Here is a 25,622-nt window from a genome sequence, read left to right as displayed (position 1 = left end):
AAGTGGCTACAAAACTAGCAACAACGGCAATCCCGTTTGAACAGTATTTCTCAATTGATGATGAGGTCTGCGACCAACGTATTGCTGCCGCTAAACAAAAATTGGGCGATGATTTGGTTATTCTGGGGCATCATTATCAGCGTAATGAAGTTTTCAAGCATGCGGATTTCTCAGGTGATTCACTTAAGTTGTCACGAAATGCTGCCGAATCAGATGCTCAGTACATTGTGTTCTGTGGTGTACATTTTATGGCGGAAGTAGCAGATATTCTTTCCCGCCCTGATCAAATCGCCATTCTGCCTGATATGGCGGCCGGCTGTTCAATGGCCGATATGGCAAACCGGGTAAATGTCGATCGCGCCTGGCAGGAAATGAGCGAAGTGCTGGATCCTGATGAGATGATCACACCGATCACCTATATCAATTCAGCTGCTGATTTGAAATCCTTCTGTGGAAAACATGGTGGTATTGTCTGTACATCGACCAATGCACCCCATGTGCTGGAATGGGCATTTGCCCAGCGCGAAAAAGTACTGTTTTTCCCGGATCAGCATCTCGGACGCAATACCGGTTACAAAATGGGTATTCCACTGGAAGAGATGGTGGTGTGGGATTTTGATAAACCACTCGGTGGTTTGACGCCTGAAGCATTGAAAAAAGCCAAAATCATTTTATGGAAAGGCTTTTGTTCAGTTCATCAAATGTTCCAGCCTCAACAGATTGATAATTTTCTGGAGAAATACCCGGAAACCAAAGTCATTTCACATCCGGAATGCAGTTTTGAAGTCTGCCAGAAATCAGATTATGTCGGTTCGACAGAATATATTGTGAACACCATTGCCAACAGTGAACCCAATACCCGCTGGTTAGTGGGTACCGAGTTGAACCTGGTGAATCGTTTGCATGAGCGTTTCCAAGAGCAGGGTAAATCGGTTCACTTTATGTCCCCGACGGTATGTATGTGTTCGACCATGTTCCGGGTCGATCCTCAGCATTTATTATGGGTATTGGAAAACCTGGTGGAAGGTCACGTGGTTAACCAGGTGTCCGTCGATCCGATTATCGCCAAAGAAGCCAAACTGGCGTTGGATCGGATGCTTGCTTTACCGATTTAAATAAGGAGATAGCGCGTTATGTCGGAGATCAAACAAGCCTGTACACAGCGACGCTATGAAGTAACCAAAAAAGATCTGCCTATCAGTTGTCCCATGCCGGATATGCCGGCATGGAATGCTCATCCGCGAGTGTATCTTGAAATAAAAAGCCATGGTGAAGTGCTGTGTCCATACTGCGGCACGCTGTTTGTGCTGAAAAATTAAGAAATGAAAAAACGTCTGCAAGTTGCTGTCGCAATTATTCTCAATTCTGATGAAGAAGTGCTTATTGCCCGTCGACATGCCCATCAGCATCAAGGTGATCTTTGGGAGTTTCCGGGAGGCAAGCGGGAAGCCAATGAAACCCGGTTTCAGGCTTTGCAACGTGAGATTCAGGAAGAGGTTGGATTACAGATTGATCATGCGGAACCGTTTATGCAAATCGCTCATGATTATGCGGATTTGCAAGTTGAGCTTGATGTCTGGCTAATCACCGAATTTATCGGTGAAGCTATGAGCAAAGAAGGACAACCATTGGTCTGGTGCAAATTAGCTGAACTTTCCGGCTTGGATTTTCCGGCGGCCAATAAGCAGATTGTTGAACGTTTACAATACCTTTATACTGTTTAGTGAAACGCGTTCGGATCCTCTTCCGGATCAATAACCGGCTCGCCGGGAATGCGATGATTACCTGCCGCCCATTCACCCAGATCGATCAGTTTACAGCGCTCACAACAGAACGGCTTCCATTTATTTTCAGGGGTCCACTCGACTTTACGTCCACATTGGGGACAATTCACTTTCAAAACCATAATTACATTGTGCAACAGCTAAGCTGAAAATCTGCATCTTCGTTAATTTGTTGAGGACGTTGATTAATATCAAACGTCATAAAACGGACAGTGAACCGATGTTTACCGCCACTGATTTCCGGATAGTAACTTGTGGTAGCTGGTATGCGAACCCGGATTAACTGGGTTGGTAAATTACTATCAAGGCTGCGTTGAAAAAAACCTTTCTCGGCCTGAGCACTACTGAAAGCAGCACTGCCACGAATCAGTTGTAGCGATATATTGATTGCTCCCCGTACCGCTACAAATTGTTCCAGCCAATAATTTAATTGTTGCTGGCGTTGTTCAAGCGAGGAATGTTGTAACCAGTAGTGATAGGCCGGTAAATCAAAATCACAGGTGCCACCGGCAATACTGGAACGTTGGCGAATGCTGTAGAGAAATTCATTTTCTTTTAATACCTGGCCAATAGCTGATTTACGAATTTGCAGGGCATCCAGTGTCTGATCCAGTTCAGCCAGTAATGCATCCAATGTTGCTTTGTCGACGCCGGGCGAGTTTTCCAGCGCAGACAAATTGGTAATCAACCGTTCAACTTCCTTGGTCACTTCCGATTTCATATCACCACGCTCAAATACCAACAACATACTTAACATGGCATCAATGGCTTCACGATGACTCATTTCATCATCATGCTGCATAGCGTAATCCACACGGGCCAACAAAAACTCCAGCCGCAGGAATGTTCTAATGCGTTCATTCAGTGGTTGTTCGTATGTGATAACGTCAGACATAGTGTTTTTATCATTTACTCATAAGGTCAGATTGTGACCTGGATTAATTTTGCGCTGTCTCAGCCAACTGACAATATAACGCATGCAGTTGCGTGACCTGAAACTTCAATTTTTCCATCCCATTGCTATTGTCGATGATATCGTCCGCATATTGCAATCGCTGTGCACGGCTGGATTGAGCCACAAGATGTCGATTGGCCTGCTCAACTGAGAGCTGATCCCGCTGCTGCAGGCGAGCTAACTGAATATCAGGGTCTACATCAACGACCAGTATTCTATCAACACATGACTGCATATTCGCTTCGATTAACAATGGAACACTTAAAATACAATAGTGACCCTTGGTTTTGGCTGCTTGATATACCAGCTGTTGGCGAATCGCTGGATGCAGAATATGTTCTAAAGTCTGTTTGGCTTTGGCATCCGAAAAGAGCAGTGTCCGCAGAGCTCGACGATTTAACTGCCCATCCGCAAGAAGATAATCGGTACCAAAATGTTGAACAATAGACTGGTATTCGTTGGTACCTGGCTGACTGAGTTGGCGGGCAATTATATCCGCATCAATCACTTCTACTCCCAGAGTTTCAAATAATGATGAGACAGTTGATTTGCCTGATGCGATGCCCCCGGTCAGTCCTACCCGAAACACCATTTCAGCTTAATCCACTCCAATTGAGGTATCCCTGAGTCAGGCTTTCACCCCAAACCAGTGCTAACCAGCCAGCGGCTGCCAGATATGGCCCAAAAGGAATGGGGATGTCGCGGTGCTGTTGTTTCAACAAAATTAAACTAATCCCAATCAGTGCTCCGACCAGAGATGACAGCAAAATAATCATGGGAAGTGCCTGCCATCCCATCCAGGCGCCCAAGGCTGCCAGAAGTTTGAAATCACCATAACCCATACCTTCCTTTCCGGTAGCAAGGCGAAAGGCATGATACACCAACCAGAGCGCGAGATAACCTGCGATAGCCCCCGTCACAGCAGAGTTGATATCGGTAAATGTACCAAACAGATTGAAGATCAGCCCTAACCATAATAGGGGCAGAGTAATACTATCTGGTAACAACTGGTGGTCCACATCAATAAAGGTCAAAGCAAGTAAAGCCCAGCTCAGTAATAATGCACCTATAACCGCCACACCGAAACCAAAGTGCCATGCGATAACGGCCGATATTATCGCGGAGAATAGTTCGATAAGAGGATAACGTTTGGAGATCGGTGCTTTGCATTCACGGCAACGACCTTTTAGCGCCAGATAGCTGAGTACCGGAATATTTTCCAGAGCCGTAATGGCATGACCACAATGTGGACAGCGCGAGCGAGGCGTACTTAATGTCAGTTCATCTGTCTCGGGTTCTGCGGTTCCAATTAACTGATTGCATTGTTGAGCCCATTCGCGTTGCATCATCAGTGGCAGGCGGTGAATCACCACATTGAGAAAACTGCCCACCAGTAACCCCAGAATAAAAATACTGGCAATAAAAAAAGCACTGGATGTTTCCAGCAGATAAATAAGCGACATAGGGTTAAACGACTGCGCCGAGTTTAAATATCGGCAAGTACATGGCGATAACCAACGTACCGATTAATACTCCCAGGAAAGCCATAATAAAAGGCTCCATTAATGCTGTCATGTTGTCTACGGCATCATCCACTTCACGTTCATAGAAATCAGCTACTTTTGCCAGCATCGCATCCAGCGAACCGGATTCTTCACCAATCGATACCATCTGAATGACCATATTTGGAAATAACTCGGTATCAGTCATTGCTTTGTTTAATTGGGTACCGGTAGCCACATCATCACGCATTTCAAGTGTGGCTTCGTTATAGACAATGTTGCCAGTGGCACCAGCCACTGAGGTCATGGCTTCCACCATGGGGACACCGGCTTTAAACATGACCGAAAATGTTCTGGCAAATCGTGCAATCGCGCCTTTGGTCAATACGTCACCGATAACCGGCAGTTTTAATAGCATCCGATCCATAAAATGTTGAATCTTGCGTGAACGTCTGCGCGCAGCCATAAACCCCATGACTGAACCGATTATCGTGCCAAAAATTAACCACCAGTAATCCTGAAAGACCTGGGAAATACTGATAACCATTTTGGTCAGGCCGGGTAAGTCCGCTCCAAAGCCGGTAAATAACGCCTGAAACTGGGGAATAACAAATATCATTAAAATCGCGGTGACGATAAAAGCCACCACCATAATGGCAGTAGGATAAACCAGTGCTTTTTTGATTTTGGACTTCAGCGCTTCAGTTTTTTCCTGATAGGTAGCAATTTCGTGTAACAGTGCTTCCAAGGTACCGGATTGTTCGCCGGCATTAATAAGGCTGATATACAGATCATCAAAATGTAACGGGAATTTGGCTAACGATTCTGCCAGACTGGTACCTGATTCCACATCAGCTTTAATCGATAGAATCATTTCCTGCATACTGGCGTTTTCATGGCCTTCACCAATGATTTGCAGAGATTGCATCATCGGCACACCGGAAGACATCATGGTCGCCAACATACGACTGAAAATCGCGATATGGACGGGTTTTATCTTGGGTTTACGAGGGGCAAATAAATCTTTGGGTTTACGACGTACTTTCCCCGGCGTAATACCTTGACGACGTAAATCTGCTCGCACAGCTTGAACACTCTCACCAGCCTGCTCACCTTTTACCTTACGGCCAGCTTTATTGGTGCCTTGCCATATGTAAAGTGTGGGTAATTCAGCTTTTTTAGGTTTGAGTTTCGCTTTACTTGCTGTGGCCACGGTTTATTCCTTAATAACGCGGTTAATTTCTTCCAGACTGGTTAAACCGGCCATTACCTTTTTCAGACCGGAAGCCCGTAGATCGGCAATACCTTCAGCTTTAGCCTGATCAGCTAATTGCATCGAGTTTCCACCTTCCATGATCAAACGTCCCATGGCATCGGAAACGGGCATAACCTGATAGATACCTACCCGACCTTTATACCCCTCGGTACATTGTTCGCAACCTACAGCACGGTAAACTTTGAAATCTGTCGCAATTTGTTCGGGAGTGTAACCCTCTTCAATCAGCGTTTCCCTCGGTAATGGCTCGACGGCCTTGCAATGTGGGCACAAACGACGCGCCAGACGCTGGGCAATAATCAACGTGACAGCAGAAGCAATATTAAAGGCCGGAACCCCCATATTTGCGAGACGGGTAAGCGTTTGCGGAGCATCATTGGTATGTAATGTTGAAAACACCATATGTCCTGTCTGCGCAGCTTTGATAGCAATTTCAGCCGTTTCCAGATCGCGGATCTCACCGACCATGATAACGTCAGGATCCTGACGTAAGAAGGCTCTTAAACATTCAGTAAAGCCCAAACCAATTTGTGGATGCACATTGACCTGGTTGATACCTGGCAGATTGATCTCTGCCGGATCTTCTGCGGTTGAAATATTGCGGTCATCGGTATTCAGAATATTCAACGCGGTATATAACGAAACCGTTTTACCACTTCCCGTCGGGCCCGTGACGAGCACCATGCCATAAGGTTTGTGCATGGTTTCCAGGAAGATTTTTTTCTGATCTTCTTCATATCCCAAGGCATCAATACCCAATTGGGCACTGGTGGGATCGAGAATACGTAGGACGATCTTTTCGCCGAACAACGTCGGACAGGTACTAACACGAAAATCGATAGCTTTGGATTTGGACACCTTCAGCCGCATCCGGCCGTCCTGAGGCACCCGGCGTTCTGCGATGTTCATCCGAGACAGAACTTTCAAACGGGCCGCAATCCGACCACCTAATGCCACGGGAGCTGTTTTAGTTTCATGCAAAATACCGTCTATACGTACCCTGACACGGTATTTTTTCTCATAGGGTTCAAAGTGAATATCCGAGGCACCAGCTTTAATCGCCTGCGTCAGGATGCCGTTGATAAACCGAACAACCGGCGTATCATCAATATTTTTCTCAGACAACTCGGCGGCACGATCCGCATCATCATCTGGCCCTAAATCAATATCGTCCAGCTCAGCATCGTCGAACTCATCCAATACCTGATTTTTATTATCAAGAGCCTTTTCGATAGTGACGGAGAGTTTTTGTTCATCAACCAGAACAGGGTAGGTATTTAGTGCGGTGTTGAACTGGAACTCATCCAGCGCTTGCAAGTTCGTTGGATCGGATACGGCCACATACAGGCGTTTGCCACGTTGAAATAATGGCAGGGCGTTATGTTGTCGGATCAGTTTTTCCTGAAACAGACTGGTTGGTGCCAGTTCCATATTCATGCTGTCGAGGTCAAACAGCGGTACGCCAAATTCCTGAGAGGCAATCGCACCGATGACATCACTCTTAAGTAATTTATTGTTTACGAGATAGGTTACAAAGGATTGAGAAGCCTGTTTAGCCGTTGCTTGAGCCGCTTGGGCCTGGTCTTCACTCAGCAACCCTTCACTCACAAGGCGCCTCGCCAGACCGCTTAATCTGATTGGTGCTGTCATATTTGCCATTACTGGACGCGATTCCTTAATATAATGCATTTTTCAATGCACTAGGGACTATTTTTCTTTCAACTATGAAAAGTAATCAGTCCCTAATAGTATGTAAGTTAAATAATAAATTCTAGTTTCCAATGTGGGCCTGTCGCGGATATTCCTGTGTATACTGCCTGCCATTAAAGCATCGGGGAAGACATCATGCGAAAAATACCTGGCTGGAAAGTTCTGGCTTTAGTTCTGTGTACCGTATCAATTCTGACGTCATGTGGTTTGAAAGGTGATTTATACCTGCCTGAAGGTCAGGCTGACACAGTGAAGGTTGCCTAAAAATATGCAAGATTATTTCACACAAAAAGATGGTGAATTACATGCTGAGCAGCAATCACTGAGAGAATTGGCGGCGCAGTTTGGTACACCAACTTATATCTATTCCAGAGCAGCATTAGAACAACATTGGCGGGCTTTTGATGATGCTTTCAGTGCTTACCCTCATTTGGTCTGTTATGCCGTAAAAGCCAACTCAAATTTAGCGGTACTGAATGTATTAGCCAGACTGGGTTCAGGTTTTGATATTGTATCGGCTGGCGAACTGGCTCGGGTTATTGCAGCGGGGGGGAAAGCAGAAAAAACAGTCTTTTCGGGGGTTGGCAAAACAGTTGAAGAGATTGATTATGCATTAAAAACCGGAATTCGCTGCTTTAATGTCGAATCAATTGCCGAGTTGCAACGGATCAGTGATGTCGCAGCTAACCTTGGGAAAACAGCACCAATTTCTATTCGGGTAAATCCAGACGTTGATGCTCAAACCCATCCCTATATCTCCACCGGATTGAAAGAGAATAAATTCGGCATCGCCATTGATGATGCGTTAAGCGTTTATCAACAAGCAGCTTCGTTGCCTAACCTGCAAATCATTGGTGTGGATTGCCATATCGGTTCCCAGCTGACTTCTGTGACCCCATTTGTGGATGCACTGGAACGGGTTTTAGCCTTGATAGATGCCTTGGCTGAACATGACATCACCATTAAACATCTCGACATTGGTGGAGGTCTGGGGATTTGTTATCGCGATGAAACTCCGCCGACGCCTGCTGAATATGCCAAAGCAATGCAGGCATTGTTAAAAGATCGTGACCTGGAAATTATGTTGGAGCCGGGCCGGGCCATTGCAGGAAATGCCGGTATTCTGCTGACTAAAGTGGAATACATCAAAACAACCGAAGCCAAAAATTTCGCCATTGTTGATGCGGCCATGAATGATTTATTAAGACCGGCGTTGTATCAGTCATGGATGGCGATTGAAGCTGTTATCCCTCGCAATGATGAAGCCGAGCAAGCATTCGATATAGTCGGCCCCGTCTGTGAAACTGGGGACTTTTTAGGCAAAGATCGTACCTTGGCAATTCAAAGCGGAGATTTATTGGCGATTCGGTCCGCTGGAGCGTATGGTTTTACTATGAGCTCCAATTATAATTCGCGACCAAGGGCGGCTGAAATTATGGTCGATGGCGCGAAAATGCATGTGGCACGTCAACGGGAATCAGTTGAAAGTCTCTATGCTGGCGAGCAGATATTGCAGGAATAATCCTATGTTGAAATTCAGCAAAATGCATGGTCTGGGTAATGATTTTGTGGTCATTGATGCCATTAATCAATCCGTGCAGCTGACGACCGAGCAGATTCGTTTTTTGGCGGATCGGCATATCGGCATCGGCTGTGATCAATTATTGCTGGTGGAAAAAACTGATCTGCCCGATGTGGATTTTCGCTATCGTATTTTTAATGCTGATGGTGGTGAAGTCTCGCAATGTGGCAATGGCGCACGTTGTTTTGCCCGATATGTACGCGATAATGGTCTGACCGACAAAGATTCGATTGCGGTCGAAACCGCTTCCGGAGTGATATATCCTACATTGCAGGTAGATGGACAAGTCTCTGTTGATATGGGTAAACCACGCTTTTTACCTGCACAAATTCCTTTTAAAACACCCGAAATCAGCAATACTTATATGTTGACAGTAGAACCGGGGCGCCGGGTAGAAATTTCAGCATTATCGATGGGTAATCCCCATGCGGTGTTGTTGGTAGATGATGTCACTAAAGCACCGGTCGGTGAATTAGGACCAAAAATCGAGCATCATGATCAGTTCCCCGAACGGGTCAATGTTGGCTTTATGCAGTTAATCGATAATGAAAATATTAAACTGCGAGTTTATGAACGTGGCTCTGCAGAAACCACGGCTTGTGGTACCGGTGCCTGTGCAGCCGTGGTCAGTGGAATACGGCGCGGCTTATTGGGTCGACAAGTCAATGTTTTATTACCGGGTGGCACATTAGAAATCAGCTGGCCCGATGAAGCATCTTCGGTATGGATGACCGGACCAGCACAACATGTATTTGATGGAGAAATTGCGTGGGCAACACTCAACAATCTGTAAGCGCAGAGCAGGTCAGTGAATTTTTACGGCAGCATACAGATTTTCTGATCGAACAGCCGGAATTATTGTCTGAGCTGGAGTTTGATAAAACGCCTGAAGGCACCATTTCGCTGGCACAACGTCAGCGGCAGCAATTACGCCAGAAAAATCAGCATTTACATGATCAATTGCATGCCTTAATTGAAAATGCCCATAGCAATGCCGCGCTGCAACAACGGGTCCATAAACTTTGTCTGCATTTGATGGATTGTCAGGATCTGCAGAGCCTCTTGGCAGCATTGATTCAACAGTTACAGCAAGAATTCTCGGCAGACGAAGTCGCGTTAAGATTGTTTTACAGCGGCGATCAAAAACCGAAACTACCGCAAGTTGAAGGCAATATTGTCGAAATGCATGCTGATGACAGCCAACTGAAAGCATTTGATCATATTCTGGGTAAACAGCAACCGGTTTGTGGTCGACTGACCAAAGCACAGAAACAGTTACTGTTTGGTGAAAAAGCCGATGACGTTCACTCAGTCGCCTGCCTGCCTTTAGGCCATGAACCCTGTGCTGGTTTGCTGGCCATTGCCAGCAGCGATGCCAATCGTTTTCATGCCGATATGGGAACGGAATATCTGAGCTTCCTTGGCGAGGTATTTATGCGCTTGCTACGGCGTTTCTGTCACGGACAAAATGACAGCTGAGTTACAAACACCGCTGCAGGATTTTCTGCAATATCTGGAGCAGCAGCGCCGGGTTTCGCCGCATACCGTACTCAATTATCAGCGCGATTGTCAGCAATTAGTAGAATATTGCCAACAGCAATCATTTACTGACTGGCAGCAACTCAAACCGGCAGATATCCGTTTATTTATTGCCCGGTTGCATCGTAAAGGGCTTGGGGCTCGGAGTATTCACCGGTTGTTGTCTGCTGTCCGCAGTTTTTATCGTTATCTGCTCAAAGAAGGGCTGGTGGATCATAATCCCGCCCAATCAGTGCAGGCTCCCAAAGCCGAAAAGCGTCTACCGAAAACTCTCGATGTAGACCAAATGAATTCATTGCTCGATAGTACCCCGGCCGATACCTTCGTCGCCTGTCGGGATCGGGCAATTATGGAATTATTCTATTCCTCCGGTCTGCGGTTGGCAGAGCTGGCCGCATTGGATTTACGCGACGTCGATTTCGGCCAGCAACTAGTGCATATCATCGCTGGTAAAGGCAACAAAGGACGAATTTTGCCAATTGGCCGTACCGCGATTGAGGCATTGAAAGTCTGGCTCGACAAACGTGATCAGAATGGTCTTTATCAGCAACAGGCCTTATTCACCACCCAACAAGGCAAACGACTTGGGGTGCGTTCGATTCAGCAGCGTCTGGCTTTCTGGGGTAAAAAACACGGTATCTCCGAGCACGTGCATCCGCATCGACTGCGCCATGCATTTGCCTCGCATATGCTCGAATCCAGCAGCGATTTAAGAGCCGTGCAGGAGTTGCTGGGGCATTCGGATATCAGCACTACGCAGGTCTATACCCATCTGGATTTTCAGCATCTGGCGAAGGTTTATGATGCTGCGCATCCTCGGGCTAAGAAGCGTTCTTAAGATATTAACCACTGAGGCACAGAGGGCAGGGAGGTTCTTAAAAATCTATCCGCAGATTACGCAGATGGGCGCAGATTTCTTAGAGAGAAATATAAAAGAGAAGATATATGCGGACACAAAGCTCAGAGGCCGCCCCTAAATCCCCTTTTGTGCTGACGAGTAGCGGAGGTTTATCTGGATAAGGATTGGTCAGTGTCTGAGCGCAGCGAGTTTTGACCAATCCCCAGATAAATCGAGCAACGCAGTGGAGCCGCAGGCCAGCATAAGGGGTGCCCTTGGGTTGTTAGGGGCTTGGGCACGCAAGCCCCTGACTCGCGTGAGCGAAAGATCTGCTTAAATAGGGAAAATGAACCTAAAGCATAATTTCGCCTAAGGGCGAGTTCATTTTCTTTGCTTGCCCACAACTTCATCAGGAACGAATTTGGATGCCGGAGGCACCCGCAGGGTGAGCTACATGGATGTCGCGAATCAAAGAAATCGAACCAAAAGAAAAGGCACCCCTTGTGTTGGCCTGCGGCTCCCCGAAAAAAATGGCCATCGCAGGGAAATCGAAAAAACTGATGAGCGGCATCCTTGCCGCTCACCCTACGGGTGCCTCCGTCGTCCAAATTTGTTCCATACAAATTTGTCGCTTCGCTCAAACATTCCGATTTCTAATCCTGCGATAACCATTTTTTCCGGCAACACAAAAGGGGATTCAAGGGAAGCCTTTGGGATCTGTGCCCTTTTCTAAATCCCTTCTTAATTTCTATCTAAAAATCTGCGTAATCTGCGGATATATTTTTAAGAACCTACATGCCCTCTGTCTCTCTGTGGTTAATAATCCAGTTAATGCGCCTGTTCCCAATTATCCCCAACTCCAATCCCCACTTCTAACGGCACTTCGAGATCAGCGGCTTGAATCATAAACTGCTCAATTTCGGTTTTAGCCAAATCAAGCTGATCTTCGGGTACTTCAAAGACCAATTCATCGTGTACCTGCATAATCATACGAATACCGGTATCGGCTTCGAGCAGCCAGTCATGGATGGAGATCATGGCGCGTTTGATAATATCCGCAGCGCTGCCTTGCATTGGCGCGTTAATCGCAGTGCGTTCGGCATATTGGCGGCGCAGGCCGTTGCTGGAGTTGATTTCCGGCAAATATAAACGTCGTCCAAAAATGGTTTCGACATATCCATCTTTTTTGGCCTGTTCACGGGTATTGTCCATGTAGTTTCTGACACCGGGGTAACGTTCGAAATAGGTTTCCATGTATTTGGCAGCCTGATGACGTTCGATACCGAGTTGTTTAGAAAGCCCGTGGGCGGACATGCCATAAATCAAACCGAAGTTGATGGCTTTTGCGCTGCGACGTTGATCGCCAGTGACGTTTTCCGGTTCCACCCCAAAGATTTCAGAAGCGGTATGGCGATGAATATCTTCACCTTGGGCAAACGCGGTCAGCAGGCTTTTATCACCAGATAAATGCGCCATGATACGCAGTTCAATTTGAGAGTAATCCGCGGCCAGGATCTTGGCACCTTTTCCGGCTACAAAAGCTTCACGAATTTTACGACCCGTCTCAGTCCGGATTGGAATATTCTGCAGATTCGGATCCGAAGACGATAATCGCCCGGTAGCCGTGACCGCTTGATGATATGAAGTATGCACACGGCCAGTCTGTTGATTCACCTGTTGTGGCAATTTATCGGTATAAGTGGATTTCAGCTTACTTAAACTACGATATTGCATGATGATTTGAGGTAATTCATAACCATCATCTGCTAGTTCCTGCAGCACATTTTCTGCGGTTGAAGGCTGCCCTTTGGGCGTTTTTTTGCGAACCGGCAATTGTTGCTGATCGTAGAGAATTTCCTGTAATTGCTTAGGCGAACCCAAATTGAATTTGGTACCGGCAGATTCATGTGCCTGTTTTTCCAGTCGATCGATATCATGTGCCAAGGCATCGCTTTGCTGTTGCAGCATAAAAATATCGATATGCACGCCATTGCGCTCCAATGTGTTCAACACGGGTAGCAAAGGCATTTCCAATTCACGATATACCGTTTCCAAAGAGGGAATCGCCTGAATTTTTGGCCATAGAATATGATGCAATTGCAGTGTGATATCAGCATCTTCACAAGCATAAGGTGAGGCTTCTTCCAGACCAATTTCATTGAAAGTCAGCTGTTTTTTGCCTTTACCGGCAATGTCTTCAAAATGAATAGTGCTACGGTTGAGGTATTTTTCGGCCAGCGAATCCATATCATGGCGAGTGGCTGTGCTATCCAGCACATAGGATTGCAACATTGTGTCATGTGCAATGCCCTGCAAATCAATGCCATGATTGAGCAGAATATGCCGGTCATATTTGAGGTTTTGACCTACTTTCAGTGCCTTGGGATCCTCAAGTAACGGTTTCATCAATGCCAGCGTGTTATCAAAATCCAGTTGATCCGGTGCACCGGGATAATCATGTGCCAGCGGCAGATAGGCAGCTTCACCGGCTTTAATGGCAAATGACATACCGACTATCCGAGCCTGAAGATAATTCAGACTTGTCGTTTCGGTATCAAAAGCAAATAGCTCGGCTTTTTGCAGCCTTGCCAGCCAGTTATCCAGCTGCTGTTGGGTCAATATAGTTTCGTAATGGGTTTCATTACTGATGGCTGGTTCATCCGTTTTTGTCGACGTCGCAGTGACAGGAGCAGAGTCTAACTCCTGTAGCCAGCTCTTGAATTCGTATCGGCGGTAGAGTTCTGCCAGTTTTTGGTTATCCGCTGCCTGCATATCCAGCGTTTCCGGTGTGAAATCCAATTCAACGTCCATCTTGATGGTTGCCAGTTGATAAGACAGGGGTAATGCATCGACAGCAGCTCGCAGTTTTTCCCCCAGCTTGCCTTTAACCTCATGGGCATTTTCAATAACGCCTTGCAAACTGCCATATTGCTGCAGTAACTTCGTCGCGGTTTTCGGGCCGACACTTTCCACACCAGGAATGTTATCTACCTTGTCACCCATCAGTGCCAGATAATCGACGATTTGCTGTGGCGTCAGGCCAAATTTTTCCTGCACGGCGGCAATATCAGTTTTCGTGTTGTTCATGGTGTTGACCAGGGTCACATGCTCACTAACCAGTTGTGCCATATCCTTGTCACCGGTGGAGATCACCGTCTCAATCCCCGCGGCAGTGGCTTGTTTTGCCAGGGTGCCAATCACATCGTCAGCCTCCACGTTATCAATGCATAACAGCGGCAACCCCATTGCTTTTACAATTTCATGAATTGGCGCAATCTGTTCACGTAAATCGTCGGGCATGGGAGGGCGTGTGGCTTTATACTCTGCATAAAGATCATTACGGAAGGTTTTACCCTTGGCATCAAATACCACTGCCATATGTTCAGGTTGATAATCCCGAATCAGTTTACGCAACATATTAATAACACCATAAATGGTGCCAGTTGATTCGCCATCACTGTTGGTTAGTGGCGGCATGGCATGATAAGCGCGATACAGGTAAGAAGAGCCATCAACAAGAATAAGTGGTGCAGTTTGAGTCATAGTTCATAAGGCCTGAAATTAGTGGCAAACAGATTGCTTTTATCATCGTAGCGGAAATGCTATCTTTATCGGAAATTTAGTGGAGCTAAGTCATGTTAAAACCGTTCGCCATTGTATGCGCAATCAGCGCGATGATCACAGGAAGTGCCTGGGCAGGGGCTGCCGGTCCAGATTTGACTGAACCTCCTGTCATACCACCACCATTACAAAGTGGTGATAGTATTGAGCCCGAAATCAGCATCATCCAGGAAGATGATCGCACCATTGAAGAATATCGTGTCAACGGTCAGCTTTATATGATCAAAATCACACCGGATATTGGCCCAGCCTATTATCTGATGGACACTGATGGCGATGGCTCGTTGGAAACCCAAAAAAATAACCTCGCCAACCCGGAAGTGCCAAATTGGATCCTGTTGGAATGGTAACAAAAACTCCCGTTAACTGAGATTTTCATGTCTGTTTATACCGAAGTTGGGCGCGATGAATTAATGGCGTTCCTCGGCGAGTATGCGGTTGGTAATCTGATTGATTACCAGGGCATTTCTGCTGGAATTGAAAACACCAATTATTTTGTGACCACCGATCAGGGCGAGTTTGTACTCACCTTGTTCGAACAGCATGAATTTGCCGAACTGGACTATTTCCTGGAAGTCATGACATTTTTCTTTAAGCATGGCATCCCTTCAGCACATCCCGCGGAAGATAAACAAGGGAATTATCTGAAATCATTGTGTGGAAGGCCGGCTGCATTAGTCATGCGTCTGCAAGGCCATACAGTTGATGAGCTCGCAACGCTGGGCCAATGCGAAGCAATAGGCGATATGCTGGCACAAATGCATCTGGTTGGTAATAAATTCAAACATCGTCGTGCCACCCAACGAGGTGCCGATTGGCGTGAATCAATGGCCGAAACCCTGCTGCCACATATGTCTGCTGAACAGGCCGACATGCTTAAAGCCGAACTGGATTATCAACGTCCTTACAGTGATCTGCAATTACCTTGGGGCGTCACCCATTCCGATTTATTCCGTGATAACGCGCTATTTGTCGACAACGCTTTGCAGGGCATTATTGATTTTTACTTTGCCTGCGATGAGTTTCTGATTTATGACCTGGCTGTTGCGGTTAATGACTGGTGTGTTAACGAACAGGGCTTGATTGATAATGAACGCTACCAGCGATTAATGAACGCCTATCTGCAACGCCGCCAACTCAATGAAGCCGAACAATCCAACTGGAATCTGGTTTGTCGTGCTGCAGCATTACGCTTCTGGCTATCACGTCTGCAGGATCAGCTTTTCCCGCGAGAAGGTGAGATGACACAGATTAAGAACCCTGATGCGTTTCTGAAGATCCTGCAACAGCATCGGCATAACCCTTTGTCCTTAAATACCTTGCAAAATGCCTGATGTTCATCCATCAGGCATTGTTCCGTTTATGAAAGTATTAATTATTAAGCTCACCTCCATGGGCGATTTAATGCATGCGCTGCCGGCATTGACCGATGCGGCAAAAGCTTTCCCCGGCATTGAGTTTGACTGGGTAGTGGATGAGGCATTTGCTGAAGTCCCTAAATGGCATCCCAATGTTCGTAAAGTGATTACTACTTCACATCGACGCTGGAAACAGTCGGCCTGGCAAACCCTGACCGGTGGTGAATTACGCCAGTTCTATCGGGAACTGAATCTGGACGATTATGATGCCGTCGTTGATATGCAGAATAATCTGAAAAGTGCGCTGGTCAGCAAGTTACGCCGTGGTCCGGTCTATGGTCTGGATAAACAATCCTGTCGGGAACGCCCCGCTCATCTGGCTTATCAATATCCGATAACGGTCAATCCACAGCAACATGCCGTGGATCGGATGCGGCAGATCCTGTCACAGGCGCTGGATTATCCGCTGCCCAAAACACCCGCCAAATACGCGGCGAATTTCAGTAAATATCCGTTACCGGAGCTCGAGTTTGCCTTACCCGAGCGTTATCTGATATTTGTGCACAATGCCAGCTGGTTGACCAAGCTCTGGCCGATTAATTTCTGGCAGCAATTGGTATTGCAGGCGCGGTCGGAAGGTTATGCCGTACTGTTACCGTGCGGTAATAAGGAAGAATATTTACGCGCTCAACAGATTGCCTCGGTTGATGCCATGGCGTATGCCTTACCGCGGTTAGGCTTAAACGATATTGCAGCAATCATGCACCACGCGACAGCCGCCGTCTGCAGTGATACCGGATTAGCGCATCTTGCAGCCGTAGCCGGAACACCTGCATTAACCTTGTACGGAGCCACCGATACAGCGCTCATTGGCACCTATGGCAAACATCAGCAGCATCTGGTCAGTGAATTTAACTGTGCCCCGTGCTACAAACGTAAATGCCCGTTACCTGCATCTCGTAATGGCGAACCTGTGTGTATGACTGAGCTGACGCCGGAAATGGTCTGGCATGGACTGAAACCGCTTTTAGCCGCACAATAACCGCTTTCTCTAATCAATAAATCAAACCTTATGAAAAATGCATTCCCGGATTTTCGGCAGGCAAATGTCGTTGTAATAGGCGATTTAATGCTGGATCGCTTCTATTTCGGCAAAACCAAGCGTATTTCACCTGAAGCGCCGGTGCCGGTGGTGAACATTGAACGATTGGAAGATATTCCGGGCGGTGCCGCCAATGTAGCGATGAATATTGCTTCACTCGGCGCCAAATGCAGTTTGTCCGGCATTACCGGTCAGGATGAAGCCGCCAAGGTATTACAACAGCGGCTTAGCTGTGTCAGCATCGAATGTGCGTTTCATCAAACCACACAACATCCGACCATTATTAAATCCCGTATTATCAGTGCGCATCAGCAACTGCTTCGGATGGATTTTGAAAGCCGCTTTACTGTGGAAAGTGGCGTCGGCATGGAGCAACAAGTCACACCTTTGTTGAGCAAAGACGGGGTGATGATTCTGTCGGACTACGATAAAGGCACGCTGCACGACCCTCAGCAGTGGATTAACCTGGCAAAAACCAACGCAATGACCGTACTGGTCGATCCAAAAGGTAATGATTTCAGTAAATATCGTGGCGCGGATTTAATCACACCTAACCTCACCGAATTTGAAGCGGTAGCAGGCGAAATCCAGTCAGAAGCTGACCTGATAGAAAAAGCCAAAAAGCTGATTGCCGACTACGATATTAAAGCCGTGCTGATTACTCGCAGCGAACAGGGTATGTCGCTTATTACCAATGACAATACTGAATTCCATTTACCGGCCATTGCCAAAGAAGTCGCTGATGTCACCGGAGCAGGGGACACCGTGATTGCCACGTTGGCAGCAGCACTGGCCGCCGGACAATCTTTGCAACAAGCTGTGACCTTGGCCAATGTTGCCGCCAGTATTGTGGTCAGCAAACTCGGCACATCCACTGTCAGCGAACCTGAACTGTTTGCTGAATACCAACGCCATCAGGGCAAACATCAAAGCGATCATTCCTTTGCCGGTGCAGTCACTGTCGAGCAATTAAAAATTGCTGTCGATCAAGCCAAAAAACGTGGCGAGAAAATTGTTTTTACCAATGGCTGTTTCGATATTCTACATGCCGGTCATGTCAGCTATCTGCATCAGGCCAGGACTCAGGGCGATAGATTAATTGTTGCCATTAACAGCGATGAATCGGTCACCAAACTAAAAGGCAAAGGCCGTCCGATTAACACCGCGGATCGCCGTCAGATCGTATTGGCGGGACTGGCGGATGTTGATTGGGTTACCGTATTTGAAGGTGATACGCCGGAAGACCTGCTCAGAGAAATCCAGCCGGATATTCTTGTTAAAGGTGGCGATTACGATAAAAAAGGCGTGGTTGGCTGGGAAATCGTCGAAGGTTACGGCGGCGAAGTCAGAGTGATGGGTTTAACTGAAAACTGCTCCACCACGGCGATAGTGAATAAGATTCATCAGGATAGATAATAGAAATTTATCCGCAGATTACGCAGATGGACGCAGATTATTTATCAAGATAGATAAACCACAGAGACACAGAGGGCACGGAGGTTTAAAAAAATTATCTGTAGATTATTGGGTGTTTTTGGTAGGTTGGGTTGAATGCAATGAAACCCAACAAATATCAAACATCCGGGATAAAAAACTTGTGTTTCATAGGCTCAACCAATGTACTTTGCTTATTAAGCAGTGATAGCCTCGTTAATTTTAAATTGCAGTTGTTTTGCGAAACTCTCAATACCTGAAATCGCTTCATTCACTAGTTCTGGATGGAGATCTATCGATTCTCCATCAATTGATCTTCCATTACGGTGAACGATGTCGTGCCGAACCGAAGCTATGTATCCAACCATGCTGATATCGATTTCCAAAGGAGTATCTATTATCGATTCAAGAATCCTTTTTACTTTACTAATATTGTGATACATCACTTTTGATAGCTCTATGAGAACAAAGCCTTGTACACCATCTTTTTGATAATGAATATCGATAAGTGAGAATTTAGCCTTTTTCAATTCATCTATTTTGTTGATTGCATTTTTTAAATATTTTTCCTCTGAAAGTACAAGATACTTCACAGAATCGCCGAGATAGGTCTCCAACAGTGTTACTGCATGAGCAAAAACCATTTTGCAAAATGTAAGCTCTTCATCGTAATTGTAGTTCTGACCAATTATTAACTTTAATCGTGATATCTCAATCTGAAATTGTTCATATATGCTTGAGTAAGCTTGATTTCTGTACCAGTCAAAATCTTCATCAATTTGAGCGGTTTCCAAGAGGTGTTCCATCCAATCATCATATTTTCTGGAAAGCTCTTGCCATTCTTCAGCGTATTCATCAGATTCATCATTATCAAGCCTGTTACGAATCCACTCGTCTCTGTCTTCTTGCTGCAGATCTTGCCACAGCTCTTTAAAATGGCCCATGATGGTCACCTAAGTAAATTTATGCAGTAATTGTTTTACATATCCGGCGTGTAGTGCCGACCAATATCTGATAATTATTAAAAGATTTAGTGGAACGGATAAATACTTTTGACTACCTCTCTTGCAACCTTTATTAAGAACACCTCGAATTGCTCCTTGAATTTTGGTGTACTCACAATGACGATGCCAGCAGCCCAAATCAAGACCAGTATTAGCCCGCCACCAAGAATATACAGTGGTATTCTAAAAACATCCCAAGGTGACCATGAAGGGACACTTAAAACTGAATTCACCAAGCTTGCAGGGTTACCGTTATAAAATACTTGAACTAAGGGTTTTTCATCTGACTCTCTTTGATAACCAAAGGAAAGAGTCAAAGGTTTGGTCGTACCTAACTGTTCTACTGAAAATTGAATTGAGTTCTTATTAAGAGGAAGTTGCAATTCGGGTAGTCTTACCCAAATAGGATTGTCTTCATTTTTTGGCTTGGAAGAAAAAGTTATGAACTTTCCAGGAACTACAATTGAAACTTTCACCTCATCTGCCTGATAGTTACCTTGGTTGATTAGGTCTACATTTAGAGTATTACTTGGTATTCCATTTGAAGATAGTACTTTTCTTACGCTACCTGGATTAAGAGAATCGGGGATCTGAATTCCTGAAGATTCGACGGCATAGTAAATGGCAGCATGTTCTTTATTAAGCGCAAAAAAACCTGGTAAAGCAGCGATAACTGCTGCAATCAAGGTAAGTACGGCTATGACCGTAGTCGATGTGTGACTTCCTGGGTGGTTTTTTATTTCTGCCATGAATCTTCTTGTAACCATCAATTAATGATGTATGTGGTTTCTAACTTTTAACATGAATGAAAGATAAATATTTAACAAACTGTTTTATCAATGATAGGTAACTATAACGGAAATAATTACTATTGAACCATTCACGATTAATTAAAGCCGTGTGCAGGAAAACGCGAGGGGAAGCGAAGGTAATGAGCATGAATATTTATCACGGTTAAATCTGCGTCCATCTGCGAAATCTGCGGATAAAATAAAATCTTTAAACCCAAAAAACTCTGTGCCCTCTGTGTCTCTGTGGTTAATTATTTATCAAAAACCGTAACAGCCTTAGCCACATTATCCGCAAGATGAACCGGATTAATCGTGCCAACCACCACACTAGCCACCGCCGGATTGGCAAAGATCATTTCAAAGCTGGCACTGACACTGTCTTTGGTTGAGTTAGCAGGCAAATGCCCACTGGCAAAGGCTTTTTTGATAAAGATGGCTTTATTGAGCTGGTTGGCCGTATCAATCACGATTTGTTCGTCCTGATAGGCGAGGTTGTGGGTGACCATGACGATATCGGACTGTTGCAGGGCGAGTAGGCCGCCGTCGACGGTTTTGCTGGAGATGCCGGTGGCGGCAATCAGACCTTGCTGTTTAAGTTCATTGAGGGTTTCCAGTGCCCGATGCTGTTCGATGATTGGTACATCGTTGCCGTCGGAGTGAATCAGCACGATATTAATCATTTTTCGATTTAGGCGTTGCAGGCTTTGTTCAACGCTGCGGATAATCGCATCACGGGAAAAATCAAAATGTGACTCACCAGTAGTGGCGTCAAACTGTTCCCCGGCTTTAGAGCAGATAATCCAGTCGTGCGGTAGTTGGGGTAATAACTCGCCAAGGCGTTGTTCACTGTTGCCGTAGGCAGGGGCAGTATCAATCAGATTGATGCCCAGATCCCAGGCTTGTTGTAGTAAGGCGAGGGCGGCTTCATCATTGGGAATGGTGAACGATTCGGGGTATTTAACACCTTTATCGCGTCCCAGTTTGACTGTACCGAGTCCCAGTATAGATACATCCAAATCGGTGCCGGGAATCGTTTTCTTGGGTAGTTTGTTCATTTAGTAAATGCCCGATCCCATAGTGGTTCGGCAAGCTGGGCCAAAGGCAAAATATGCTGTTCTGGATGGGATGTTTTTTGCACATTTTGTTTTGCTAGCGCTTCGATAACTTTATCGGCCAGATCAGGGGACAGTGCAAGTTTGGTCGGCCAGGCAATATGCAGATTGTTATGACTGCTGACATAGGCGCTGTCGGGACGCACGAAACCGCTTTGTTTCGGTTCGGCACGGTTGACGTTATGGGTAGCCCATTCCAGTTCTGGCAGGGTAAACCATGGCAAAATTTGTTTGAGTAAAGCTCTCGCTTCTTCAATCAGCACTTGTGGATCTTTGCCGACACCTTCTTCTGCAATATTGCCACCCAGATACCAGACAATATTACTGGTTTTATCGGGATGACTGCTGATGGTGGCAATGGGCTTGCTGCCGCTTCCCAAACTATGCGCATAGATCTGCGGTAAAGGATTTGCCGGATCTTTGGCTTTGCAGAGCAGCATTTGCAAGGGCCGTTTCTGCATTTTTGGACGTGACAGTTGCAGGCTTTCTAACAACTCACCTGTGCCTTCGCCGGAAGTAAGCACAAACTGCTGCGCCTGAATTTCCAGTTCATCGCCAAAGCGTATGGCGGTGATGTTGCCATCCTGCTTAATCCATTCAGGTGGGCAGTCCGGTGTTTTTAAAATCGTCGCGGCATACGGTTTGATTAAGGCTTTAAGCAAACTGCTGACATCCAGCACCGGTTCATCCAACTGATATAGCGCGCCTTTAAAACCGTCATCGGCAAACAAACCGCTGCGCTCGGATTTGGGAATATTCTGCATCCGGCTTTGCAGCGCTTTGCTGGCAAAAAACGACACCATTTTGGAAGACAGGCTTTGGGTGGACCAAAGCAGTTGATGTTCGGTGAACACATTGACATCAGATAAATCGATTTCACCACTGCCTTGCAGGCAAGCTTTCCAGCGAGCCGGCATACCGCTGATGGTTTGCGCGGCGTTGGATAAAATGCCATTTAACGCATATTTGCTGCCACCATGGATAATGCCCTGAGCACTGAGTGTCTGAGCATGGCCTATTTTCTGGTTTTCCAGCAACAGTGAGTGATAACCCAGCTGGCTTAGCCGGTTATGTAACCAAAGACCGGCAATACCGGCGCCGACAATGACCACATCTGCGGTGATGATGTTTTGGCTCATGCTTTACTGAGTTTCTCGTCCAGTGCTTCACACAACCAATGACCAATCAGGATATGGCCTTCCTGAACCCGAGCGGTTTCGGTATCGGCGACACAGACACAGTGATCGGCAATGGCTTTGAGTTGGCCGCCACTTTGCCCGGTAAAGGCAATCGTTGCACAACCCGCTTTTTTCGCTGCGTTAATGCCGTTAATCACATTGGCACTGTTACCGGAAGTCGATAAACCAATTGCCACATCGCCGGGACGTGCCAGTGCCTGAATTTGCCGGTCAAACACGGTTTCAAAACTGTAGTCATTGCTGTGAGCGGTGAGAATCGAGGTGTCGGTAGTCAGTGCAATCGCGGCCAGCGGTCTGCGATCTTCTTTATATCGAATCACAAATTCCGCCGCCAGATGCTGGGCATCGGAAGCGCTGCCGCCATTGCCGAAGAACAATACTTTATTGTCATTCAGCACGCAGTCGCTGATAAGGTCCAGTAAATCATTTAATTGAGGCTCCATATCAAACAAGCTTTCAATCATCTTTTGGTGGCGTTGCAAGGTGGATTTAAATGACACGGCTTACCTCATTTCGGCTCTGGTGGTAGTATTTGTGGTTTCCTGCAAACAGTGTAACAAAACGCTGTGCGCGATCGCACAACTCACTGCATGGCAAAGCCTTTAGATGGCCTTATTTAAAAAGAATTCCTGTTATTTGCGACAAGATTTGGCTCGGGTCTGGGCCGATAAGCCAGTGTTTGATATTTTGGCCAACATCGATGGCGAGATCTTTCGTGATAAAGAGGGGCGCCGCACCTTGCGCTTTGAGCTGAATGGCTGCTCGTATTTTCTGAAATATCATCAAGGAGTCGGCTGGGCGGAAATCATCAAAAATTTACTGCAAATGCGTTTGCCGATCATCAGTGCCCGCAATGAATGGCAGGCGATTCATTTTCTTGAAAAGCACGGCATCGATACGATGACGCTGGCAGCTTATGGCGAAAAGGGCATAAATCCAGCGACATTACGCTCATTTGTGATTACCGATGATCTGGTTAATACCATGAGCCTGGAATATGTTGGTGAGCAGTGGCAAGAAAGGCCACCGAGTTTTGCCACCAAACAGGCGCTGATCCGCAAGTTGGCCAAGATAGCAGGCACCATGCATAAAAACGGCATGAATCATCGCGATTTTTATCTATGTCATTTTCTGCTGGATGAACGCTTTGCCGAGCACAATACCTTTGATGACAATACGCCGGTATATCTGATCGACTTACATCGGGCGACGATTCGAGACAAAACACCAAGGCGCTGGCAGATCAAAGATCTGGGGAGTTTGTATTTTTCAGCAAGCCGAGTGCCATTGACCCAGCGGGACAAATTACGCTTTATGCAGATATATTCGGGATTGCCACTGCGTACATTGCTGAAACAGCAAGCTGATTTATGGCGCGAAGTTGAACGCCGTGCACAGAAGTTGCTGGCGGAATAATGGTTATGCTGACGGCTCAACATCTGCTAAAACAATTACCTGCCGCTTTTCCGGTTGAGTTGGAATTGGGAGGCACAAAGTATCAAATCCTATCGGTATTACGTTTTCTGGCCGGGCGTCGGATTGTTCTGCATGCCAGTAACGATAGCGGTGAATTTGTGCTCAAGTTATTTGCTGCACAGGGTAAAGGGCAGCAGGAATATCAACGCGAACTGGTCGCCCATCAGCATTGCACCAGAGTAGATATTGCGGTGGCGCCGATTTTTAATAATGCTGAAGACCAGCAGGGCGTCAGTTTTATTGTCTACGCCTTTTTGCCCCAAGCGGTGACGTTGAATGCATTGTCGGAGGATGCATTTCCGCTGGCGGCATTATTCGAGCTGTTTGCTCGCTGCCATCAACATCAGTGTTATCAGCAGGATCCGCATCTGGATAATTTTGTGTTATCTAATAACACGCTCTATTTATTGGATCTGGCCTCCGTTGTTTGCCTCGACAAACCTTTGAAATTGGCGACTTGTCTGGATAATCTGGCGCGGCTGATGGCGCAGTTTCCGCTGGAACAACAGGAATGGTTAGTCACAGCATTGCCAGCATATTTTGCTGCCAGAAACATGGCTCTCGATCCCATTGTGGAACAGCAATTGTTGGGTAAGATCAGCAAAGCCCGCGACTATCGGCAAACGCATTATCTGAAAAAACAATTTCGATCCTGCACCATGACGCGATATCAAAAATCGTTAAGGCTTGAATCAGCTTGGCGTGGCAATTTAGCTGCTGCGTTATTAGACCGGCCAGTTGAGGTATTACATCAGGCTATGCAGGATGGCATCGCCCTGAAAAACGGCAACTCTGCTACCGTGGTAAAAAATGAATTGGCTGGACAGGCAGTGGTGATCAAGCGTTACAACATGAAAACACCATGGCATTTTTTGCGGCGTTGTCTGCGTCGGAGTCGCGCCAGTGTGTCCTGGTACAATGCCAATCTGCTGGAGTTTTTGGGGATTGCTACGCCACCGCCACTTGGCTTTATTGAGCAGCGTTTTTTCGGGCTGCGGCATAAAGCCTACTTTATTTGTGCTCATATTGCCGGGCGCTCATTAGCCGAGCTGGCAGATTCTGAGATTCAGCAACCTGAAATGCTGCAGCAAATCAGCGAAATATTTGAGCAATTACGTCTTCATCATATTTATCATGGTGATTTAAAAGCCACCAATTGGCTGGTAGATCATCAGCAAAAAATCTGGCTGATTGATTTGGATGCGTTACAGCAAAATAAAAAAACAGGATTTGCGTGTCAGCATCAACAGGATCAGCAACGATTTCTTCGCAATTGGCCTGAGGGTGAAACACGCCGCCTTTTAGCCAAAGCGATTAAGGCATAAGGACAGAACAATAA

Annotated in this window: 27 protein-coding genes; 14 read left to right on the top strand and 13 right to left on the bottom strand. The window is 46.3% G+C overall.

The features are described 5' to 3' along the window. The first annotated feature begins 2 nt into the window (after nt 1–2). The 3 genes from nadA to mutT are packed head-to-tail and all read left to right on the top strand — an operon-like array spanning nt 3 to nt 1,724. Nucleotides 3–1,115: a quinolinate synthase NadA gene (gene nadA / locus LGT40_RS08290; protein ID WP_226072895.1), complete on the top strand. Its 1,113-nt coding sequence runs from the start codon at nt 3–5 to the stop codon at nt 1,113–1,115. Between the two features lie 18 nt (nt 1,116–1,133). Continuing rightward, the gene (locus LGT40_RS08285) at nt 1,134–1,319 is read left to right on the top strand and encodes a zinc-finger domain-containing protein (protein ID WP_226072896.1); all 186 of its coding nucleotides are present in this window, start codon (nt 1,134–1,136) and stop codon (nt 1,317–1,319) included. Nucleotides 1,320–1,322: 3 nt separating this feature from the next. Then, entirely contained in the window at nt 1,323–1,724 is a 402-nt protein-coding gene (gene mutT / locus LGT40_RS08280) for an 8-oxo-dGTP diphosphatase MutT (protein WP_226072898.1), read from the top strand. Here mutT and LGT40_RS08275 read toward each other — a convergent pair. Genes LGT40_RS08275 through pilB form a run of 6 tightly spaced genes read right to left on the bottom strand, consistent with a single transcriptional unit; the run spans nt 1,721 to nt 7,176 of the window. Further along, the gene (locus tag LGT40_RS08275) at nt 1,721–1,894 is read right to left on the bottom strand and encodes a DNA gyrase inhibitor YacG (RefSeq protein WP_432758068.1); all 174 of its coding nucleotides are present in this window, start codon (nt 1,892–1,894) and stop codon (nt 1,721–1,723) included. The two genes, mutT and LGT40_RS08275, sit on opposite strands and share 4 nt — an antisense overlap. A 14-nt stretch (nt 1,895–1,908) precedes the next feature. Then, nucleotides 1,909–2,679 (bottom strand): cell division protein ZapD, encoded by a 771-nt coding sequence (gene zapD, locus LGT40_RS08270; RefSeq protein ID WP_226072900.1) that lies wholly within the window; start codon nt 2,677–2,679, stop codon nt 1,909–1,911. A gap of 43 nt (nt 2,680–2,722) precedes the next feature. After that, a complete protein-coding gene (coaE, locus tag LGT40_RS08265; RefSeq protein WP_226072902.1) occupies nt 2,723–3,331 on the bottom strand; it encodes a dephospho-CoA kinase in 609 nt (202 codons plus the stop codon). Between the two features lies 1 nt (nt 3,332). Continuing rightward, nucleotides 3,333–4,202 (bottom strand): prepilin peptidase, encoded by an 870-nt coding sequence (locus tag LGT40_RS08260; RefSeq protein WP_226072910.1) that lies wholly within the window; start codon nt 4,200–4,202, stop codon nt 3,333–3,335. Nucleotides 4,203–4,206: 4 nt separating this feature from the next. After that, nucleotides 4,207–5,454: a type II secretion system F family protein gene (locus tag LGT40_RS08255; RefSeq protein WP_226072920.1), complete on the bottom strand. Its 1,248-nt coding sequence runs from the start codon at nt 5,452–5,454 to the stop codon at nt 4,207–4,209. Nucleotides 5,455–5,457: 3 nt separating this feature from the next. Continuing rightward, a complete protein-coding gene (gene pilB / locus LGT40_RS08250; RefSeq protein ID WP_226072922.1) occupies nt 5,458–7,176 on the bottom strand; it encodes a type IV-A pilus assembly ATPase PilB in 1,719 nt (572 codons plus the stop codon). A 186-nt stretch (nt 7,177–7,362) separates the two neighbouring features. Between pilB and lptM the strand changes: the two genes are divergently transcribed. From lptM to xerC, 5 genes are read left to right on the top strand one after another with little or no spacing between them, the layout of a single operon-like run. Beyond that, nucleotides 7,363–7,491 (top strand): LPS translocon maturation chaperone LptM, encoded by a 129-nt coding sequence (lptM, locus tag LGT40_RS08245; RefSeq protein WP_226072924.1) that lies wholly within the window; start codon nt 7,363–7,365, stop codon nt 7,489–7,491. A gap of 4 nt (nt 7,492–7,495) precedes the next feature. After that, nucleotides 7,496–8,749, top strand: a complete 1,254-nt coding sequence (lysA, locus tag LGT40_RS08240; RefSeq protein WP_226072926.1) for a diaminopimelate decarboxylase — start codon at nt 7,496–7,498, stop codon at nt 8,747–8,749. A gap of 4 nt (nt 8,750–8,753) precedes the next feature. After that, entirely contained in the window at nt 8,754–9,602 is an 849-nt protein-coding gene (dapF, locus tag LGT40_RS08235) for a diaminopimelate epimerase (protein ID WP_319000263.1), read from the top strand. Beyond that, nucleotides 9,578–10,288: a DUF484 family protein gene (locus tag LGT40_RS08230; RefSeq protein ID WP_226072928.1), complete on the top strand. Its 711-nt coding sequence runs from the start codon at nt 9,578–9,580 to the stop codon at nt 10,286–10,288. Before dapF ends, LGT40_RS08230 begins: the two co-directional genes overlap by 25 nt. Then, the gene (xerC, locus tag LGT40_RS08225) at nt 10,278–11,186 is read left to right on the top strand and encodes a tyrosine recombinase XerC (protein ID WP_226072930.1); all 909 of its coding nucleotides are present in this window, start codon (nt 10,278–10,280) and stop codon (nt 11,184–11,186) included. Before LGT40_RS08230 ends, xerC begins: the two co-directional genes overlap by 11 nt. 409 nt (nt 11,187–11,595) lie before the next feature. Here xerC and LGT40_RS08220 read toward each other — a convergent pair whose 3' ends face one another. Beyond that, nucleotides 11,596–11,757, bottom strand: a complete 162-nt coding sequence (locus LGT40_RS08220; RefSeq protein ID WP_226072932.1) for a hypothetical protein — start codon at nt 11,755–11,757, stop codon at nt 11,596–11,598. Nucleotides 11,758–12,014: 257 nt separating this feature from the next. After that, entirely contained in the window at nt 12,015–14,729 is a 2,715-nt protein-coding gene (polA, locus tag LGT40_RS08215; RefSeq protein WP_226072934.1) for a DNA polymerase I, read from the bottom strand. 92 nt (nt 14,730–14,821) lie between these two features. Here polA and LGT40_RS08210 point away from each other — a divergent pair, with 92 nt between their 5' ends. The 4 genes from LGT40_RS08210 to hldE are packed head-to-tail and all read left to right on the top strand — an operon-like array spanning nt 14,822 to nt 18,683. Continuing rightward, entirely contained in the window at nt 14,822–15,157 is a 336-nt protein-coding gene (locus tag LGT40_RS08210; protein ID WP_226072936.1) for a DUF2782 domain-containing protein, read from the top strand. 27 nt (nt 15,158–15,184) lie between these two features. Continuing rightward, nucleotides 15,185–16,141: a homoserine kinase gene (locus LGT40_RS08205; RefSeq protein WP_226072944.1), complete on the top strand. Its 957-nt coding sequence runs from the start codon at nt 15,185–15,187 to the stop codon at nt 16,139–16,141. Nucleotides 16,142–16,169: 28 nt separating this feature from the next. Then, nucleotides 16,170–17,207: a lipopolysaccharide heptosyltransferase I gene (waaC, locus tag LGT40_RS08200; protein ID WP_226072946.1), complete on the top strand. Its 1,038-nt coding sequence runs from the start codon at nt 16,170–16,172 to the stop codon at nt 17,205–17,207. Nucleotides 17,208–17,237: 30 nt separating this feature from the next. Further along, on the top strand, nt 17,238–18,683 hold the full coding sequence (hldE, locus tag LGT40_RS08195; protein ID WP_226072948.1) for a bifunctional D-glycero-beta-D-manno-heptose-7-phosphate kinase/D-glycero-beta-D-manno-heptose 1-phosphate adenylyltransferase HldE: 1,446 nt from the start codon (nt 17,238–17,240) through the stop codon (nt 18,681–18,683). A 215-nt stretch (nt 18,684–18,898) separates the two neighbouring features. Here hldE and LGT40_RS08190 read toward each other — a convergent pair whose 3' ends face one another. The 5 genes from LGT40_RS08190 to LGT40_RS08170 form a co-directional block, all read right to left on the bottom strand. Beyond that, complete coding sequence (locus LGT40_RS08190; RefSeq protein WP_226072950.1) at nt 18,899–19,645, bottom strand: hypothetical protein; 747 nt, start codon at nt 19,643–19,645, stop codon at nt 18,899–18,901. Nucleotides 19,646–19,731: 86 nt separating this feature from the next. Beyond that, nucleotides 19,732–20,454 (bottom strand): hypothetical protein, encoded by a 723-nt coding sequence (locus LGT40_RS08185; RefSeq protein ID WP_226072952.1) that lies wholly within the window; start codon nt 20,452–20,454, stop codon nt 19,732–19,734. A 293-nt stretch (nt 20,455–20,747) separates the two neighbouring features. Then, a complete protein-coding gene (locus LGT40_RS08180) occupies nt 20,748–21,551 on the bottom strand; it encodes an aldo/keto reductase (protein ID WP_226072955.1) in 804 nt (267 codons plus the stop codon). Next, complete coding sequence (locus LGT40_RS08175) at nt 21,548–22,747, bottom strand: FAD-dependent oxidoreductase (RefSeq protein ID WP_226072956.1); 1,200 nt, start codon at nt 22,745–22,747, stop codon at nt 21,548–21,550. Before LGT40_RS08175 ends, LGT40_RS08180 begins: the two co-directional genes overlap by 4 nt. Continuing rightward, on the bottom strand, nt 22,744–23,307 hold the full coding sequence (locus LGT40_RS08170; protein ID WP_226072958.1) for a D-sedoheptulose-7-phosphate isomerase: 564 nt from the start codon (nt 23,305–23,307) through the stop codon (nt 22,744–22,746). Before LGT40_RS08170 ends, LGT40_RS08175 begins: the two co-directional genes overlap by 4 nt. Before the next feature lie 106 nt (nt 23,308–23,413). Here LGT40_RS08170 and rfaP point away from each other — a divergent pair, with 106 nt between their 5' ends. Both rfaP and LGT40_RS08160 read left to right on the top strand, forming a co-directional pair. Further along, nucleotides 23,414–24,223 carry a lipopolysaccharide core heptose(I) kinase RfaP gene (rfaP, locus tag LGT40_RS08165; RefSeq protein ID WP_226072960.1) on the top strand — a complete coding sequence of 270 codons (810 nt, stop codon included), beginning with the start codon at nt 23,414–23,416 and terminating at the stop codon, nt 24,221–24,223. 5 nt (nt 24,224–24,228) lie between these two features. Then, on the top strand, nt 24,229–25,608 hold the full coding sequence (locus LGT40_RS08160) for a lipopolysaccharide kinase InaA family protein (protein ID WP_226072962.1): 1,380 nt from the start codon (nt 24,229–24,231) through the stop codon (nt 25,606–25,608). Nucleotides 25,609–25,622 lie beyond the last annotated feature (14 nt).

The organism is Methylophaga pinxianii, from assembly GCF_020447225.1.
GTDB classification, from domain to species: domain Bacteria; phylum Pseudomonadota; class Gammaproteobacteria; order Nitrosococcales; family Methylophagaceae; genus Methylophaga; species Methylophaga pinxianii.
The sequence above is the reverse complement of the archived record's forward strand: the minus strand, read 5'-3'. Positions and strand labels throughout refer to the sequence as shown.

Bases quoted from the DNA above. Each gene is read 5' to 3' on its own strand.
- LGT40_RS08285 (WP_226072896.1), top strand. From the start codon at position 1,134: ATGTCGGAGATCAAACAAGCCTGTACACAGCGACGCTATGAAGTAACC.
- mutT (WP_226072898.1), top strand. From the start codon at position 1,323: ATGAAAAAACGTCTGCAAGTTGCTGTCGCAATTATTCTCAATTCTGAT.
- zapD (WP_226072900.1), bottom strand. From the start codon at position 2,679: ATGTCTGACGTTATCACATACGAACAACCACTGAATGAACGCATTAGA.
- coaE (WP_226072902.1), bottom strand. From the start codon at position 3,331: ATGGTGTTTCGGGTAGGACTGACCGGGGGCATCGCATCAGGCAAATCA.
- LGT40_RS08260 (WP_226072910.1), bottom strand. From the start codon at position 4,202: ATGTCGCTTATTTATCTGCTGGAAACATCCAGTGCTTTTTTTATTGCC.
- pilB (WP_226072922.1), bottom strand. From the start codon at position 7,176: ATGGCAAATATGACAGCACCAATCAGATTAAGCGGTCTGGCGAGGCGC.
- lptM (WP_226072924.1), top strand. From the start codon at position 7,363: ATGCGAAAAATACCTGGCTGGAAAGTTCTGGCTTTAGTTCTGTGTACC.
- lysA (WP_226072926.1), top strand. From the start codon at position 7,496: ATGCAAGATTATTTCACACAAAAAGATGGTGAATTACATGCTGAGCAG.
- dapF (WP_319000263.1), top strand. From the start codon at position 8,754: ATGTTGAAATTCAGCAAAATGCATGGTCTGGGTAATGATTTTGTGGTC.
- xerC (WP_226072930.1), top strand. From the start codon at position 10,278: ATGACAGCTGAGTTACAAACACCGCTGCAGGATTTTCTGCAATATCTG.
- LGT40_RS08220 (WP_226072932.1), bottom strand. From the start codon at position 11,757: ATGCCGCTCATCAGTTTTTTCGATTTCCCTGCGATGGCCATTTTTTTC.
- polA (WP_226072934.1), bottom strand. From the start codon at position 14,729: ATGACTCAAACTGCACCACTTATTCTTGTTGATGGCTCTTCTTACCTG.
- LGT40_RS08210 (WP_226072936.1), top strand. From the start codon at position 14,822: ATGTTAAAACCGTTCGCCATTGTATGCGCAATCAGCGCGATGATCACA.
- LGT40_RS08205 (WP_226072944.1), top strand. From the start codon at position 15,185: ATGTCTGTTTATACCGAAGTTGGGCGCGATGAATTAATGGCGTTCCTC.
- waaC (WP_226072946.1), top strand. From the start codon at position 16,170: ATGAAAGTATTAATTATTAAGCTCACCTCCATGGGCGATTTAATGCAT.
- hldE (WP_226072948.1), top strand. From the start codon at position 17,238: ATGAAAAATGCATTCCCGGATTTTCGGCAGGCAAATGTCGTTGTAATA.
- LGT40_RS08190 (WP_226072950.1), bottom strand. From the start codon at position 19,645: ATGGGCCATTTTAAAGAGCTGTGGCAAGATCTGCAGCAAGAAGACAGA.
- LGT40_RS08185 (WP_226072952.1), bottom strand. From the start codon at position 20,454: ATGGCAGAAATAAAAAACCACCCAGGAAGTCACACATCGACTACGGTC.
- LGT40_RS08180 (WP_226072955.1), bottom strand. From the start codon at position 21,551: ATGAACAAACTACCCAAGAAAACGATTCCCGGCACCGATTTGGATGTA.
- LGT40_RS08175 (WP_226072956.1), bottom strand. From the start codon at position 22,747: ATGAGCCAAAACATCATCACCGCAGATGTGGTCATTGTCGGCGCCGGT.
- rfaP (WP_226072960.1), top strand. From the start codon at position 23,414: ATGGCCTTATTTAAAAAGAATTCCTGTTATTTGCGACAAGATTTGGCT.
- LGT40_RS08160 (WP_226072962.1), top strand. From the start codon at position 24,229: ATGCTGACGGCTCAACATCTGCTAAAACAATTACCTGCCGCTTTTCCG.